13 protein-coding genes are annotated in these 15873 nt (G+C 58.3%); 6 read left to right on the plus strand and 7 right to left on the minus strand.

Annotated elements, in window-relative coordinates; translation table 11 throughout:
* Positions 1 to 33 precede the first annotated feature (33 nt).
* The 5 genes from AVI_RS08480 to AVI_RS08500 all read left to right on the plus strand — a co-directional run bounded on the left by AVI_RS08480 (position 34) and on the right by AVI_RS08500 (position 7034).
* Positions 34 to 1107: a BMP family ABC transporter substrate-binding protein gene (locus AVI_RS08480; RefSeq protein WP_015915972.1), complete on the plus strand. Its 1074-nt coding sequence runs from the start codon at positions 34 to 36 to the stop codon at positions 1105 to 1107.
* Between the two features lie 113 nt (positions 1108 to 1220).
* Positions 1221 to 2579: a bifunctional UDP-N-acetylglucosamine diphosphorylase/glucosamine-1-phosphate N-acetyltransferase GlmU gene (glmU, locus tag AVI_RS08485; RefSeq protein WP_015915973.1), complete on the plus strand. Its 1359-nt coding sequence runs from the start codon at positions 1221 to 1223 to the stop codon at positions 2577 to 2579.
* 171 nt (positions 2580 to 2750) lie between these two features.
* Complete coding sequence (gene glmS, locus AVI_RS08490; RefSeq protein ID WP_015915974.1) at positions 2751 to 4577, plus strand: glutamine--fructose-6-phosphate transaminase (isomerizing); 1827 nt, start codon at positions 2751 to 2753, stop codon at positions 4575 to 4577.
* A gap of 116 nt (positions 4578 to 4693) precedes the next feature.
* The gene (locus tag AVI_RS08495) at positions 4694 to 5401 is read left to right on the plus strand and encodes a DUF502 domain-containing protein (RefSeq protein ID WP_015915975.1); all 708 of its coding nucleotides are present in this window, start codon (positions 4694 to 4696) and stop codon (positions 5399 to 5401) included.
* A 157-nt stretch (positions 5402 to 5558) separates the two neighbouring features.
* The gene (locus AVI_RS08500) at positions 5559 to 7034 is read left to right on the plus strand and encodes an esterase-like activity of phytase family protein (RefSeq protein WP_015915976.1); all 1476 of its coding nucleotides are present in this window, start codon (positions 5559 to 5561) and stop codon (positions 7032 to 7034) included.
* A 255-nt stretch (positions 7035 to 7289) separates the two neighbouring features.
* Here the strand turns inward: AVI_RS08500 and AVI_RS08505 are convergent, their stop codons facing one another.
* From AVI_RS08505 to AVI_RS08525, 5 genes are read right to left on the minus strand one after another with little or no spacing between them, the layout of a single operon-like run.
* Positions 7290 to 8171 (minus strand): glycerophosphodiester phosphodiesterase family protein, encoded by an 882-nt coding sequence (locus AVI_RS08505; protein ID WP_041696558.1) that lies wholly within the window; start codon positions 8169 to 8171, stop codon positions 7290 to 7292.
* A 35-nt stretch (positions 8172 to 8206) separates the two neighbouring features.
* Positions 8207 to 9070: an ABC transporter permease gene (locus tag AVI_RS08510; protein ID WP_041696560.1), complete on the minus strand. Its 864-nt coding sequence runs from the start codon at positions 9068 to 9070 to the stop codon at positions 8207 to 8209.
* Entirely contained in the window at positions 9070 to 9924 is an 855-nt protein-coding gene (locus AVI_RS08515) for an ABC transporter permease (protein WP_015915979.1), read from the minus strand. Before AVI_RS08515 ends, AVI_RS08510 begins: the two co-directional genes overlap by 1 nt.
* Positions 9924 to 10964, minus strand: coding sequence for an ABC transporter ATP-binding protein (locus AVI_RS08520; protein WP_015915980.1), 1041 nt, complete (start codon positions 10962 to 10964; stop codon positions 9924 to 9926). Before AVI_RS08520 ends, AVI_RS08515 begins: the two co-directional genes overlap by 1 nt.
* Before the next feature lie 33 nt (positions 10965 to 10997).
* Positions 10998 to 12227 (minus strand): extracellular solute-binding protein, encoded by a 1230-nt coding sequence (locus AVI_RS08525; RefSeq protein WP_015915981.1) that lies wholly within the window; start codon positions 12225 to 12227, stop codon positions 10998 to 11000.
* A 138-nt stretch (positions 12228 to 12365) separates the two neighbouring features.
* Here AVI_RS08525 and AVI_RS08530 point away from each other — a divergent pair, with 138 nt between their 5' ends.
* Positions 12366 to 13514 (plus strand): ROK family transcriptional regulator, encoded by a 1149-nt coding sequence (locus AVI_RS08530; RefSeq protein WP_015915982.1) that lies wholly within the window; start codon positions 12366 to 12368, stop codon positions 13512 to 13514.
* 12 nt (positions 13515 to 13526) lie between these two features.
* On the opposite strand, the gene zigA is transcribed toward AVI_RS08530, so the two are convergent.
* Together zigA and znuA are read right to left on the minus strand one after the other, a co-directional pair.
* Positions 13527 to 14741, minus strand: coding sequence for a zinc metallochaperone GTPase ZigA (zigA, locus tag AVI_RS08535; protein ID WP_015915983.1), 1215 nt, complete (start codon positions 14739 to 14741; stop codon positions 13527 to 13529).
* 84 nt (positions 14742 to 14825) lie between these two features.
* Positions 14826 to 15752, minus strand: a complete 927-nt coding sequence (znuA, locus tag AVI_RS08540) for a zinc ABC transporter substrate-binding protein ZnuA (RefSeq protein WP_015915984.1) — start codon at positions 15750 to 15752, stop codon at positions 14826 to 14828.
* Positions 15753 to 15873 lie beyond the last annotated feature (121 nt).

The raw sequence follows: 15873 nt of genomic DNA on the forward strand, positions 1-15873 counted from the left end.
GAAACCTTCACTCTCATGCAATCAGGGGAAATTATGAAAAAACTCGCACTCGTATTTGCGGCTTCCGTCGCCACGATGCTTTCCGTTGCCGGTAGCGCCAGCGCCGCCGACAAGACCAAGATCTGCTTCGTTTACGTCGGCAGCAAGACGGATGGCGGTTGGACCCAGGCTCATGAGCTGGGCCGCCAGGAATTGCAGAAGCATTTCGGCGACAAGATCGACACGCCGCTCCTGGAAAACGTGCCGGAAGGCCCGGATGCTGAACGCGCTATCGAGCGTCTGGCCCGCGAAGACTGCAAGCTGATCTTCACCACCTCCTTCGGTTTCATGGATGCCACCGTCAAGGTCGCCAAGAAATTCCCGAAAGTGAAATTCGAGCATGCGACCGGCTTCAAATCGGCTGAAAATGTTGCGACCTACAATTCGCGCTTTTACGAAGGCCGTTACATTTCCGGCGTGATTGCTGGCAAGCTGTCGAAGAAGGGTGAGGCCGGTTACATCGCCTCCTTCCCGATTCCCGAAGTGGTGATGGGCATCAATGCGTTCGAGCTTGGCGCGAAATCCGTCAATCCGAATTTCAAGATGAAGGTCATCTGGGTCAATACCTGGTTCGACCCCGGCAAGGAAGCCGATGCCGCCAAGGCGCTGCTGGACCAGGGCGTCGATATCCTGACCCAGCACACCGACACCACGGCTCCAATGCAGATCGCGCAGGAGCGCGGCATCAAGGCGTTCGGCCAGGCCTCCGACATGATCGCTGCCGGCCCAACCTCGCAGCTAACAGCCATCAAGGACACCTGGGGCGCTTATTACATCAAGCGCACGCAAGCCCTGCTGGACGGCAAATGGACCTCGGAACAGAGCTTCGACGGCCTGAAGGACGGCATCCTGACCATGGCTCCCTACACCAACATGCCTGACGATGTGAAAAAGCTGGCCGAAGACACCGAAGCCAAGATCAAGTCCGGCGAATTGCACCCCTTCACCGGTCCTGTGAACAAGCAGGACGGCACGGCTTGGCTGAAGGCTGGCGAAAAGGCTGATGACAAGACCCTGCTCGGCATGAACTTCTACGTCGAAGGCGTGGACGACAAGCTGCCGAAGTGATCTTCAGACTCGTGGAATGATTGAGAGGGCGTCTTCGGGCGCCCTTTTTCATTGCCGATCAAGGTCACGGCATGATAGCTCACGCCAAAATGACCGACTTTCGGAGATACCTGATGAGCCGCACCTGTCTTGCCGTCATTCTCGCCGCAGGCGATAGCACGCGAATGAAATCCGCGATGTCCAAGGTGCTGCATCCGGTGGCGGGCCTACCGATGATTGCCCATGTGATGCAGGCGATTGCCGCCAGCGATATTGCCGATGTGGCGCTGGTCGTCGGGCGTGATGCTGATAAGGTGACAAAAGCCGCCAGCATCAAAGGGCTCTCCGTCACACCCTTCGTGCAAACCGAGCGGCTTGGCACCGGCCATGCCGTTTTGACAGCGCGCGAGGCGCTTGCCCGAGGCTATGACGATATTCTGGTTGCCTATGGCGATGCGCCGCTGATTACTCCCGGTCCGCTGCTGGCAGCGCGTGCAGCTTTGGCTGACGGCAATGACATTGCGGTGATCGGTTTTCACACTGAAAAGCCGACCGGTTATGGCCGTCTTCTGGTCGAGGACGGTGAATTGGTCGCCATCCGCGAAGAAAAGGATGCCAGCGACGAAGAGCGCAAGGTGACCTGGTGCAATAGTGGCCTGATGGCCATCAATGGCGCGAAGGCGCTGGACCTTCTGGGGCGGATCGGCAATGCCAATGCCAAGGGTGAATATTACCTGACAGATCTGGTTGAAATCATCAGGTCTTTGGGTGGCAAGGCGGTTGCTGTCGATGCGCCGGAAGCCGAGCTTGCGGGCTGCAACAATCGCGCCGAACTGGCGGTGATCGAAAAGCTCTGGCAGGAGCGTCGGCGTCATGAACTGATGTTGTCAGGCGTGTCGATGATTGCCCCGGAAACTGTGTTTCTGGCCTATGATACTGTGCTGGCCCAGGACGTGCTGATCGAGCCGAATGTAGTGTTCGGCCCCGGCGTGACGGTGGAAAGCGGTGCAGTGATCCATGCCTTTTCGCATCTGGAAGGTGCGCATGTGGCGTCTGGTGCCACGGTTGGCCCGTTTGCGCGGCTGCGGCCGGGGGCCAATCTGGGCGAGGGCTCCAAGGTCGGCAATTTCTGCGAGGTGAAAAAGGCCGAGATTGGCGCTGGTGCAAAGATCAACCATCTCACCTATATCGGTGATGCCTTTATTGGCGCGGAAACCAACATTGGCGCAGGCACGATTACCTGCAATTACGATGGGGTGAACAAGCATGAGACCCGGATTGGTGCGAATGCCTTTATCGGCTCCAACAGCGCCCTTGTCGCCCCGGTGACGATTGGCGATGGCGCGTTTATCGCCTCTGGCAGCGTGATTACGGATGATGTGCCTGCTGACGCTTTGGCACTTGGCCGGGCGCGCCAGGAAATCAAACCGGAGCGGGCAAAAATCATCCGCGAGCGCAATATGGCGATCAAAGCATTTTCAGGAAAAGTGTGAAGCGGTTTTCCGTCCGGAAATGCGTAAAACAAAAGTGGCCATGAAAAAATCTGGTTCGTGATCACGGATATTTTCGTAACGTCACGATATCCAAATTGACCATCCCTGGAATTGAGAAATCCTCCGGAATTGGTAGGACTGACCTCGCGTGAGCGCGAGAAGGAGAATTGCATGTGCGGTATTGTCGGAATTGTCGGTGATCGGCCGGTTTCGGAACGCTTGGTGGATGCCCTGAAGCGGCTGGAATATCGGGGGTATGATTCGGCAGGCGTTGCGACGCTCGATCATGGTGTGATGAATCGCCGCCGCGCCGAGGGAAAGCTGTTCAATCTGGAAACCAAGCTTGCGCAACAGCCGCTTCCAGGCTTGATCGGCATTGCTCATACTCGCTGGGCCACGCACGGCGCGCCGAATGAAGCCAATGCCCATCCGCATTTCGTCGAAGGCGTAGCGGTCGTTCACAACGGAATTATCGAGAATTTCTCCGAGCTGCGCGACGAGCTTGTCGCTGACGGCGCTACGTTCACCAGCCAGACCGACACAGAAGTCGTCGCCCAGCTTCTTGCCCGCTTCCGCCGTCAGGGGCTGGATCATAAGGCTGCGATGCTGGCGATGCTGAACCGGATTACCGGCGCCTATGCACTGGTGGTGATGTTTGCAGATGACCCGATCCAGCTTTTTGCCGCCCGGTTCGGGCCGCCGCTGGCCATCGGCCATGGCAAGGGTGAAATGTTCCTGGGCTCCGACGCCATTGCCCTGTCGCCTTTCACCAACCAGATTACCTATCTGGTCGATGGGGATTTCGCTGTGATTGGCCATCGCAGTGCCCAGATCATGGATTTCGCGGGCAAGCCGGTCAAGCGCATCAAGCAGGTCTCGCAGGGCAGCGCCTATCTGGTCGATAAGGGCAATCATCGCCATTTCATGGAGAAAGAAATCTATGAACAGCCGGAGGTGATCTCCCATGCGCTGGCGCATTATGTCGATCTGGCTGCCCATACGGTGAAGAGCGATGTGATCGGCCTGGATTTTGCCCGCCTGCGTGGTCTGGCGATTTCGGCCTGCGGGACGGCCTATCTGGCAGGCCTGATCGGTAAATACTGGTTTGAGCGCTATGCCCGCCTGCCAGTCGAAATCGATGTCGCATCCGAATTTCGCTACCGGGAAATGCCGCTGTTGCCGGATCAGGCCGCACTGTTCATTTCGCAATCGGGCGAAACCGCCGATACGCTGGCCTCGCTGCGCTATTGCAAGGAGGCGGGGCTGAAAATCGGTGCGGTCGTCAATGTGCAGGAATCGACCATTGCCCGCGAGGCCGATGCGGTCTTTCCAATTTTGGCCGGGCCGGAGATCGGCGTTGCCTCCACCAAGGCTTTCACCTGCCAGCTCGCCGTCATGGCGTCGCTGGCGATTGCCGCCGGGAAGGCGCGGGGCCTGATCGGTGAACAGGACGAAAAGGAGATGGTGCGGCATCTGTCCGAACTGCCGCGCATCATGAGCCGGGTGGTCAACCTGATCCAGCCGCAGATGGAAAGCCTGTCGCGGGACCTGTCGAAATTCAAGGACGTGCTCTATCTCGGTCGCGGCACCAGCTATCCGCTGGCATTGGAAGGGGCGCTGAAGCTCAAGGAGATTTCCTATATTCATGCTGAGGGCTATGCCGCAGGCGAGCTGAAGCATGGCCCGATTGCGCTGATCGATGAAAACATGCCTGTTATCGTCATCGCTCCGCATGACCGGTTCTTCGAAAAGACCGTCTCGAACATGCAGGAAGTGGCGGCGCGCGGCGGCAGGATCATTTTCATCACCGATGAGAAGGGCGCGGCATCCTCCAGGCTGGAAACCATGGCGACTATCGTTCTGCCCGATGTGGCGGAAATCATCGCGCCCATGGTGTTTTCACTGCCGATCCAATTGCTCGCCTATCATACGGCGGTGTTCATGGGCACGGATGTCGATCAGCCGCGCAATCTGGCGAAATCCGTCACGGTTGAGTGATCGATTTATGCACTGCACACCTTGCCTTGGCGGGCAAGGTGCCGCACAGTTTGACCATACTGCTTCGGTGTGCGTTTATGCGGCGAAGCAGGCCATTTCATTAAAAATCGGGTCATATGTCGGATAAACCAGAACGAATTTCTTTTGCCAGCCGGCTAAGGACCAATTTCCTGACCGGCATGATCATCTGTGCGCCCTTGGCGATCACCGTCTGGCTGACCTTTACCTTCATCGATTGGGCGGATAGCTGGGTCACGCCCTATATTCCGCAGCGCTACAATCCGGAATATTACTTCAATATCGCCATTCCCGGCACCGGCCTGGTGATTGCGGTGGTCGGCATCACCATGATCGGCTTTCTGGGGCGCAATCTCGTCGGGCGATCTGTCGTCAATTTCGGGGAGTCGATCCTCAACCGGATGCCGCTGGTCCGCACCCTCTATAAAAGCCTGAAGCAGATTTTTGAAACGGTGCTGAAGGAACAGTCCAGTTCCTTCAAGAAGGTCGGGCTGATCGAGTTCCCGGCTCCCGGCACCTGGGCCATGGTGTTTATCGCAACTGAAGTGACCGGCGAAATCGCTGCCCGGCTGAACGAGGAGGGCGAGGAGATGATTGCTGTCTTCATGCCGCCGACCCCGGTGCCTACGGCTGGCTTCCTGATGTTCGTTCCCCGCAGCCGCCTGAAATTGCTGGATATGACGCCGGAAGAAGGCGCCAAGCTGCTGATTTCCGGGGGATTGGTCATGCCCGCATGGAAACCGGCTTCCGGCACGATTGCCATGCCGCCCGTCGTGGATGTCGCAACGGGAAAAACGGGGCTCTAGGCTTTCGTCAGAATGCCCGTTTGCTGTATGATCTTGTCACGATCCTGTCACGGGAAGCTTCTAATGGCCCTGATGGGGGAGCAGTGATACGGCAGACAGATATGCCGTATCCCATCAAGGCTGAGCGCTGCCCCGGTTGATGCAAAGGATCGGGATCATGGTATTTTCACGCAAGGCATTGCTTCTGGCTGCAACTGTTCTGGTCTCTTCGGCTGGTTTCGTTCTGGCGGAAGGAACGGTCAGCGCCAATGGAGTGACGATCGCCAACAAGGGCCTTGTCGCAATCGGCCGCATTCCGGCCAACGAGCGCGACAAGTTCAAGGAAACTTTCGGCTCCGGCTCCGGCATGGCAGTCGATCTGACCCAATGGAAAAAGCAGGGCGAGACCTATTCCGGTTCGCTTTGGCTCCTGCCGGATCGTGGCTACAATGTCGAAGGCACGACGGATTACAACACCCGTATCAACAAGATTGATTTTACCCTGGCGCCAGCACCGGCAGGAACCACTCTGCCAGCCGATAAGCAGCAGAAGGGCTTTGACGCAAAGCTTGCCGATACGATCCTGTTGACGGATGGCGAGGGCAAGAGCCTGACAGGCCTGGACCCGGAATCGGGTGTTCGCGCTGCGACCAAGACATTGCCAGCCTTGCCGCAAGCAACCACCGGCAAGATCTCGCTCGATCCGGAAGCCGTGGTCCTGTTGAAGGACGGCTCGATGATGATCAGCGACGAATATGGCCCCTATATCTATCATTTCTCGGCAATGGGAAAATTGATTTCCGCCACCCAGCCGCCGAAAGCCCTTCTGCCGATGCGCAAGGGTGAGCTGAACTTCTCGTCCAACAATGTTGGTGAAGGCGGCAAAAAGCCGGACCCGAAGGACCCGGATACCGGTCGCCAGAACAATCAGGGCCTGGAAGGCATGTCGCTGACGCCGGATGGCAAGTTCCTGATCGCGCTTTTGCAAACAGCGACCCGTCAGGATGGCGGCGATAGCAGCTCCACACGGATGAATACCCGCGCCCTGGTTTATGATGCAGCCGATATGGATCATCTGAAGCTGGTGCATGAATATGTCGTGCCGTTGCCGACCTTCGACAGCAAGGGCAAGGTTGCCGTGGCCGCCCAGAGCGAAATCCTGGCCTTGTCGGACAAGACCTTCCTGATGCTGGCCCGTGACAGCAATAGCGGGCAGGGCATGAAGAACGACACATCGGTCTATCGCAAGATTGATCTGGTCGATCTGTCAGCGGCCACTGACATTGCCAACAGCGAATTCGATGATGCGAAGCCGGTGGCCCCGAAGGGCGTGGTGGATGCCTCAGTCAAGGTGGCAGCGGTGACGCCGTTCATCGACATCAACGACAACAAGGACCTCGCCCGCTTCGGCCTGCACAATGGCGCGCCGAACGATGCCAACAATCTCTCCGAAAAATGGGAGGCGATGTCGGTCGCATCGGCCCTCGATCCAGCCGCTCCGGACGATTATTTCCTGTTTGTCGCCAATGACAACGACTTCCTGACCCAGGATGGCTATCAGGTCGGCGCGGCTTACAAGGCCGAAGGTGGTGCCGATGTTGATACCATGTTCCAGGTGTTCCGCGTGACACTGCCGGGCATGACTGCCAAGTAATTTACGACCAAGGTTACTTACCAATGAAACGCCGTGCATCCGAATGGGATGCACGGCGTTTCTGTTTCTGGATCATCGCACAGAAAACCGAAATCACAGTGCACGACGCAAAGATTTCGGGGCTTCGCCACCCCCTCATCCGGCTGCCGCCACCTTCTCCCCGATGGGGAGAAGAGACCGAGTTGATAGCACTGAACCTTAAATTACAGCATCGGACCGAAAAGCGGTTCTTAACTTTTGGTCTGATGTTCTATTTTACGCCTGTCTGGCGTGCAGCCAAGCCTTGAATGCGTCGACTTCGTCGGTCTGGATCGCCCCGACGCCTGCATCTGCCAGCACGGTCCAGACGCCCTCCGGATCGGCAAGGGCGCGGGTGTCGTTGAAATCGAGGCAATGAGAGACGTCGAGCGTGTTGATCCAGACGCGGATGTTTTGGCGCTCCAACTCGGCGCGAGCATGGGCGATATCGGCGAGATCCTTGAATTTCACTTCGATCATTGGTGCCTTGAGGCTCTCGATGTGGCGCAGGTCTTCGGCAAACCGGCCCTGACGGACGGGGAACATCGGCATATGCGGGATTTTTCCAAACCAGTCGGCATCGACAATGGCGAAATGGTCTGCGTCTGGATCAATGTCGGTCTTGACCAGAACTTGATCGGCAATGTTCATCCGCAGCACTGTTTCCATCACCTGCGGCAGATCACGGGTGAACTTCGTGTCGATATTGACGGTAATCCGACCGCGAGCTTCTTCAAGAATTTCCTCCAGTGTCGGAACGCATTCCTCCGTTATATCAGCCTCCGGGCCGCCCGCGCCGCTGCGCAACTTTGCCTGACGGATGACATCGAATGGCAATTCGCTGACCGTGCCGCTGCCGGTCGTTGTCCGATCCAGGGTTGCGTCGTGAATAACCACAAGATGGCCATCGGCGCTGGACTGGGTGTCGATTTCGACCATATCCACGCCTTGGGCAATTGCTGCCCGGATCGAGGCCAGCGAGTTTTCCGCCGTGCTCTTCCACAGGCCGCGATGGGCGATGGTCAGAATGGTGGGATTGGTGCGCGAGGCCATTTCGGCAATCGAGCAGGGACGGGTGGCCAAGGATTGGTGTGCGAGCGTGGACGTCTGGACAGGCATGGATTGGACTTTCGGCTGTTACAGTTTTTGAGAAATTAGATCTTGCCCATGCCTGCCGCCATCAGGTCGTCGCGCAGGATGCGACCGGCGATGATGAAGACGATGAGGGCTGGCAAAAGCAGGATGAAGGAGACGATGGCGGCCAGCGGCAGCTGCATCGAATAGGGGTCGAGATACATGTAAAGCTTGATCGGCAGGGTCTGGACCACAGGCGCGCCGACAATGAAGGATTTGTCGAATTCCTCGAAACTGCCAATGAACGACATCAACCCGCCCGCCAGCAGCCCGGGCACGGCCAGCGGCAGGATGATATGCGCGACAATGCCAACTGTTCCTGCACCCAGCGAGCGGGCCGCATGGATCAATTCGTCGGGAATGGTCTCAAGCGTTGCGGTCATCAGCCGGATCATCAGCGGCAGGGTGCCGACGATCTGGACAATGATGACGCCAGCCACCGAATAGGCAAGGCCCAGCGCCAGAAACACCTGGCCAATGCCGACCGCGACCACCAGACCGGGAATGATGACTGGCGCGAGAATGAAGATCTCCACCAGCCGTTTCAGCCGGAAGGGAAAGCGGGCCATCGCCCAGGCGGTCGGCAAGGCGATAAGTGCCGTTGCGAACGTGACCGTGAAGGCGATGCCGAGGCTGGTTGCCATCGCTTGGAGCAGGCCTTGATCACTCAGCACGCTGGCCCAGCGGCTGGCCGTATAGACTTGCGGCAGCACATGCGGCGGCTGCCAGCCATCGGCAATGCTCCAGATAAACATCAGGGCGAGCGGCAGGGCGATGGCAAGGGCCAGCGAACCGAACAGGCCAATAGTAACGAGAATGCGGTCTTCGGGTCGGAACATGCGGCGTCGTGCTGTGGCAGGCGGGGCGAGTTCAAGAACGGCCATCACGCATTCCCTCGCGCATTGCCAGCACCGATCCGGCTGGTCAGGGCATAATAGGTCAGGAGAACGATGACAGCGAACAGGCTGAGCACCATGCCCATCGCATAGACCTGCTCGAACCGTCCCTGTTTGAACTCCTGCACCATCAGGACAGAGAGTGGGCGCGCCGTTGGTGGGCCGACAATATCGGGTATGGCATAGGAGCCCATCGAGCCGATGAAGGTCAGGAGAATGGCGGCGGTAATGCCCGGCATGGCAAGCGGCACGTCCACAGCCAAAAATGTCCGAAGCCGGGATGCGCCAAGCGTGCGGGCGGCAAAGCGGATATCCTCGGGAATGGCGGCAAAGGCGCTGGTGATGATCAGCGTCATGAACGGGATCTGCTTCCAGGAATTGGCGATGATGACGCCAGCACCCAGGTCGTCGCGGACCAGTTTCGGCAGGGTAAAGCCGAGTGGGGCCAGCAGGCGGTCGAAAAAGCCACCGCGCTCGAAGACGACGATGATCATCAGACCGACGATAATGCTCGGAACGGCCATCGGCAGCTTGTAAAGCCCGCTGAACAGCTTGCGCCCGATAAAACTTTTGCGCAGCAGAAGCGCCAGCGGCACGGAGAGCGCCAGCGACACCAGAACCGGCATGACACCGTAATAGATTGAGGTGGATAGGCCGCGCAGCATGGAGGGCCGGGTGAAGATCCGCTGATACCAGCTCAGCGTAAAGCTGCCATCTTCAAGCCGGAAGCTGCCGACCAGCGCCGACAGCAGCGGCAGGCCGAAGAAGAACAGCAGATAGCCGACCCCCGGCAGGAGCAAGAGCAGGAGCTGGATCGAGCGGCGGCGAAGCAGCGATGGCATCAGGCGGCCTCCATCGACGGCTGGTCTTCGAGGACATGCACGGCATCGTGGAAAGACAGCGAGACCCGGCTACCCATCTCTATCGGTATCGCCCCGCCTGACTGGCTGATCTTGATCCTGACCGCGCCGATATCGGCGGTGTAGAGGATATTGGCACCCATGAAGGAGACGGAGGTGACGGTTGCCGATCCGTTTTCGTCGCGTTCGATACCGATATTTTCAGGTCGGACCGAAATCTGCATAGGTCCGGCAGCGGGACGGTCCAGCACCACGTTCTGACCCCAGGGGAGCAGCGCATCCATGCCGGACGCCTTGACGGAGAGAAGATTGGTCTGGCCGAGGAAGCTGGCTGTAAAGGCCGCTTTTGGCGACCGGTACAGCTCCAGCGGCGTGCCGATTTCGACAACCTGACCGCCGTTCATAACCACGATCCGGTCTGACATCGCCATGGCCTCGGCCTGGTCATGGGTGACGTAAAGGCTTGTTGCGCCGATGCGGCGATGCAGTTCGACCAGCTCGTGGCGCAGGCTGTCACGCAGTTTGGCATCGAGATTAGACAGCGGTTCGTCAAACAGCAAAAGACTTGGCTGCATGACAATGGCGCGGGCCAGCGCCACGCGTTGCTGCTGGCCGCCGGACAATTGCCGGGGCATACGGTCAACCAACGCGCCGAGATTGCAGATCTCCAGCACATGGGCGATGCGCCGCGCCCTCTCGTCTTTCTGCACATTCTTCATCTTCAGGCCAAAGCCAAGGTTTTTGGCGACCGACATATGCGGAAACAGCGCATAGGACTGGAACACCATGGCGATATCGCGGGCTTCGGGCGCGAGTTCGTCAATCCGCTTGCCCGCCAGCCGGATTTCGCCGCCGGATGCCTCGCTGATGCCCATCAGGATGCGCAGCAGCGTCGATTTTCCGCAGCCGGAGGGACCGAGAATGGTGACGAATTCACCCTTTTCGACGGTAAGCGAAACCGGATGGAGGACACGGGCTGATCCGAAGTCCTTGGTGATGTCGTTGATGTCTAGCTCACTCATCTCTCTGTCCCTCTTCGTCGGAATCGATTGGGATTACTGGTTCAGGACTTTCTCATCGAGCGCTTCGGCAAGGGCGGTTGACATGTCCCAGAAAGCTGACACCGACAGGCGGGGATAGACACTTTTCGGCAGAACGTGATCCTGGAGGGCAGTCGGGATCAGATCGTTGGTGATATCGGTGCGCGGGGAGCGGGAAGCCTTGGTTTCCAGCTTGAAGGTCTGAAACTCCTTGCTCATGGCCATATCGATCAGCAGCAGGGCGGCGGCGACATGCTTGGCATTGGCCGGGACGAACATAGCGTCACCGGAGCCGACCTGTCCCTTTTCCAGCAGCGTCAGGCGGAAGGTTTCGGGCAATTGCTTGTTGCCGAGAAAGCTCATCACCTGATCTTCCCAGACCGTCCCCATATAGAGCTGCTGGTTGTTGATCAGGTTCAGCGTATCGGCATTGCCATTGGTCAGTTCCGCAGCCTTCAGCAGGCGGCGGTAATAGTCCCAGACAGGCGTCAGGCATTCGGAGGTCATTGCCCAGTCTTCGGCTTGTTGAAGCGTTTTGCTGTAGTCGGTCAGGGCTGTGCGGCAATCGCCAGTCAGATAATTGAGCGCCACGGAATAGATGAAACCTCCACCCGATCCGCCCTTGGCTGGCAAAGTGACGCCCAGGCGCTTGGGATGGCTTTCTGCCCAGGCCAACAGTTCGTCAAAACTCTTGGGAACCTCATTCGGTTTGACGAAGGCGCTGTCATAGCCGATTGCCGTCTGGTTGAGATGCACGAGCGGAAAAGTGCCGCCATGCTGGCGTCCGAACAATGTCTGCGCCAGGACCGGATCATAGGTTGCCATGTTCGGAAGAATTTTCGTCAGTGGAATCTTACCGATGACACCTTTGGCCGAGAGTAGCGGATAGCTGCCGCCGCCAGCGAAATAAGCATCTACGGGAGAATCCTGGCCCGAGGCCTGGACCGCGATCAGCTGCTGGTTGGCCTGATCGCCGTTGACGTCGCTATAGACGACCTTGATGCCGTACTTGGCGGTGAAACTGTCGGTCAGGTTTTTCCAGGTGTCAGCGAAGCTACCGGCGTAATTATACATAGTCACCGTTCCCTCGGCTTTGGCGGCGGGAACGACGATGTCGTAGAAATTCTCCCTTGTGACCTTGGAGAGATCGAAATCAAGATTTTTCATATTGGTTTCGGCGCTCAAACACGGAGCGACAGAAGCGGCGAGCGTCAGGGCCGCGATGGCCAGGAATTTCATCTGCATTGGGGTCTCCATCAGAGCTGGATCAATTGCAGGTCTAATAATACACTTTGAGTGTAATATTTGTGACAGGCCACGAAATTTGGTTCCGCAGTCGAGTTGCGATTGCCTGACCGCGAGACGCCGGATAGATGTTCAACCATGACGACCCAAGCCAAACAGCCCTCTCGCTTTGACAGAAACCCGCTTGCCAGCGAGAACGAACGCCTGATTCTGGACATCGTCCGCCGCCACGGACCCATTGCCCGCTCAGTGATCACCACCCACACCAACCTGACGCAACAATCGGTGCATCGGTTGATTGAGGGGCTGATCGAGCGCGGTTTGCTGCGTACCGGCGCGCCGCTGAAGGGCGCACGCGGCCAGCCGAGCCCGACCATCGAGCTTGCGGTGGAATCCGTGGCGTCGCTGGGCATATCGATCAACACCGATTCGGCGATTATCTGCCTCGCGGATTTCAGCTGCGGCGTGATTGCCCAGAAGAAACTCGAGCTCCTGCCGCTCAGCCGGGAAGCCACCCTTGTTTCCTTATCACGGACCCTGGATGAGATGCTTGAGGCCCATAATCTGCCGCGCGACCGGCTGCTGGGGCTGGGTTTTGCCATGTCGGGTTTTTCCGTTGCCGATGACCGGATATTCAATGCGCCGGAACCCTTGCAGGACTGGTCGCTGATGGATCTTCGCCCGATCCTTGAACAGACGTTTCAGCTTCCCGTCTGGCAGGAGAACAATGCGACCACAGGCGCTATCGGCGAAAGCTTGCAAGGCGTTGGGCGATGGTGCCAGACCTTTGCCTACCTGTCGTTCAACTATGGCTTCGGTGGCGGGTTGATCCTCAATGGTCAGCCGTTTTACGGATTCCATGGCAATGCCGCTGAATTGTCGGGGATTTACGACCCGACCGAGGCACCTCGGCGTCCAGCCCTGCAATATTTGCTTCGGAGCCTTCAAGACCACGGCATCGAGATTGATTCCGTCGATACCCTTTACCGGACATTCGACCCAGGTTGGCCAGGCGTGGAAGCGTGGCTGGAAGCAACCATGCCACAGGTCGAACGCCTGGTGGCGGTATTGATCGCCGTGATCGATCCGCAGGCCATCGTTTTCGGCGGCCAATTGCCGCCAGCGCTGGGCGCGATGATGATCGAAAGATGCCCGATGCCCTCGCAGCGGGTTCATCGTTATGGTGTCGGGCCAAAGGAGGCCCGACTGGTGCTTAGTGAAGTGAAGGGTGATGCCGCAGTCATTGGTGCAGCGCTCCTGCCGCTCAAGATGCGGTATTTTATTTAAACCAATGCAGGTTCAAGCCTCGGCAAATTGCGGCGCTGCCCAGTTGGGGAACGGGTCGCGCATATCGCGCCAAGCACCGGGCGTGAATCGGTCAGCGGGCACCAGACAGGCGTCCAGGCGGGCGCGGATTTCGGCTTCATCCATGGGATCTGCGCCGATAAATACGAGTTCCTGGCGTCGATCACCCCAGACCGGGTCGAGATAGGGTTGCATGGCCTTGAGAAAGCCCTTGTCCTGCGGCCATTGCTGTTTGGGTACGGAGGCCCACCATAGGCCCATGCGCCCGGTGCGCACCAGCGGTCCGGCCTGGCTCAGTTCTCCGACATGATGGGGCCGGGTGGCCAGCCAGAAAAAGCCCTTGGCGCGGATCACGCCCGGCCAGTCGCTGTCGATAAAGTCCTGAAACCTCTGAGGATCGAGTGGACGGCGGGCGCGATAGACAAAGCTGCGAATGCCATATTCTTCGGTTTCAGGCACATGGTCCTTGAAACCGTGCAATTCCTTGAACCACAGTGGATGGGTTTCCGCCCGGCCAAGGTCGAACCGCCCGGTTCCCAGCACATCCTTCGGTTCAATCTGGCCGAAATCGGCCTCAATGATCCGCGCATCCGGGTTGAGGCCGACGATGATCTTGCGGGCCGCATCCAGCCGGGCAGGGCCTGCGGTTTCGGCCTTGTTGAGGACGACCACGTCGGCAAACTCGATCTGTTCGACCAGAAGGTCAACGAGCGTGCGGTTATCGTCTTCGCCCGCCGTTTCGCCCCGGTCGGAGAGGAAGTCGCTGGAGCTGTAATCACGCAATAAGTTGGCTGCATCGACCACCGTGACCATCGTATCCAGCCGCGCGATGTCGGAGAGGCTGTTGCCGTCTTCGTCACGAAACTCAAACGTGCTGGCAATCGGCAGCGGTTCGGCAATGCCGGTCGCTTCGATCAGCAGATAATCGAACCGGCCTGAAGCCGCCAGTTGCCGCACTTCCGTAAGCAGGTCTTCGCGCAGGGTGCAGCAGATGCAGCCATTGCTCATTTCCACCAATTGCTCGTCGGTTCGCGAGAGATTGGCACCGCCATCACGCACCAGGGCGGCATCGATATTCACCTCGCTCATGTCATTGACGATCACCGCGACCTTCAGCCCGGCCCGGTTGCCAAGAATATGATTGAGAACCGTGGTTTTACCGGCACCGAGAAAGCCGGACAGCACAGTCACGGGAAGCTTGTTATCCATCTTCAACTCCTTAATGTAATAACATTACATTGATGGTTCTGAAAAAGGCGAGCAGGGCGCTCGCCTTTTTGGTTGTTGCGTCTGTCAGCCCTTCAGGCAGGTGGCCATGGCGGTTGCCAGATCCGTCATCAGGGCGCGATAGAGGTCAGGGCCATCGGCCAGCCCCGTGCCAAGCGGATCGAGCGTGCCGGTGCGGGCATTGCTGCCCTCAGACACCACTTTGATCAGTTTCGGCGCAAATTGCGGCTCGGCGAAAATGCAGGCGGCGTCCAGGGATTTGATCTTGGTGTGTAACGCCGACACCCGTTCGGCACCCGGGGCTTTTTCCGGGCTGACGGTGACGGAACCGGCAACCGTCACATGATAGCGATGCTCGAAATATTGATAGGCGTCATGAAAGACGATGAACGGCTTGTCCTTGACCGGGGCCAGCATGGCGGCAATCTGCTTATCCATGGTATCCACCTGTGCCTGGAAGCGGGCAAGATTTTCCGCATAAAGCGGGGCATTGGCCTTGTCCGCAGTGCTCAAGGCGTCGGCTATGGTTGCGGCCATGGCCTTGGCATTATCAGGATCGAGCCAGATATGCATGTCATGGGCGCCATGCTCGTCGTCATGGCTATGCCCGTGGCCTTTATCGTGGTCATGCCCGGCTTCGTGCGCATCGCCATCGTCATGGGCTTCGAATGGCCCACCCTCGCGCAGGGGCAACAGTTCCACGCCCTTGGCCTCTGCCAGCGCCACCACTTTGGCCTTGCCTGCCAGCGCATCCAACGGCTTGTCGAGAAAGGTTTCTAACCCCGGCCCAACCCAGAATATCAGGTCAGCCTGTTGCAGCGCTTTGGCCTTGGAGGGCTTCAGGCTATAATCATGCGGGGAACCGGCACCTTCCACCAGAAGATGCGGCGTGCCAGCACCCTTCATGATCGCGGCGACGATGGAATTGACCGGCTTGATCGAGGCAACCACATCAGGTGCGGCGGCAGCCATGCCAGGGGCAAGCAGAAGCATGGGGATAAGGCTGAGCAGGGGCATTGTCTTCACAGGCAAGGCGGTCTCCAATTTATATAAGCCAAAGCAAGGGCGGTTCCTTGTATGGGGTATGTAATGTTATTACATTGATTGCGTAACG

Origin of the sequence: Allorhizobium ampelinum S4 (assembly GCF_000016285.1) — a bacterium.
Taxonomy (GTDB): domain Bacteria; phylum Pseudomonadota; class Alphaproteobacteria; order Rhizobiales; family Rhizobiaceae; genus Allorhizobium; species Allorhizobium ampelinum.

Excerpts from the sequence above, each read along its gene's own strand:
- AVI_RS08510 (WP_041696560.1), bottom strand. The coding sequence starts at position 9,070 with ATGGCCGTTCTTGAACTCGCCCCGCCTGCCACAGCACGACGCCGCATG.
- zigA (WP_015915983.1), bottom strand. The coding sequence starts at position 14,741 with ATGGATAACAAGCTTCCCGTGACTGTGCTGTCCGGCTTTCTCGGTGCC.
- glmU (WP_015915973.1), top strand. The coding sequence starts at position 1,221 with ATGAGCCGCACCTGTCTTGCCGTCATTCTCGCCGCAGGCGATAGCACG.
- AVI_RS08515 (WP_015915979.1), bottom strand. The coding sequence starts at position 9,924 with ATGCCATCGCTGCTTCGCCGCCGCTCGATCCAGCTCCTGCTCTTGCTC.
- glmS (WP_015915974.1), top strand. The coding sequence starts at position 2,751 with ATGTGCGGTATTGTCGGAATTGTCGGTGATCGGCCGGTTTCGGAACGC.
- AVI_RS08480 (WP_015915972.1), top strand. The coding sequence starts at position 34 with ATGAAAAAACTCGCACTCGTATTTGCGGCTTCCGTCGCCACGATGCTT.
- AVI_RS08525 (WP_015915981.1), bottom strand. The coding sequence starts at position 12,227 with ATGCAGATGAAATTCCTGGCCATCGCGGCCCTGACGCTCGCCGCTTCT.
- znuA (WP_015915984.1), bottom strand. The coding sequence starts at position 15,752 with ATGCTTCTGCTTGCCCCTGGCATGGCTGCCGCCGCACCTGATGTGGTT.
- AVI_RS08495 (WP_015915975.1), top strand. The coding sequence starts at position 4,694 with ATGTCGGATAAACCAGAACGAATTTCTTTTGCCAGCCGGCTAAGGACC.
- AVI_RS08520 (WP_015915980.1), bottom strand. The coding sequence starts at position 10,964 with ATGAGTGAGCTAGACATCAACGACATCACCAAGGACTTCGGATCAGCC.
- AVI_RS08500 (WP_015915976.1), top strand. The coding sequence starts at position 5,559 with ATGGTATTTTCACGCAAGGCATTGCTTCTGGCTGCAACTGTTCTGGTC.
- AVI_RS08505 (WP_041696558.1), bottom strand. The coding sequence starts at position 8,171 with ATGCCTGTCCAGACGTCCACGCTCGCACACCAATCCTTGGCCACCCGT.
- AVI_RS08530 (WP_015915982.1), top strand. The coding sequence starts at position 12,366 with ATGACGACCCAAGCCAAACAGCCCTCTCGCTTTGACAGAAACCCGCTT.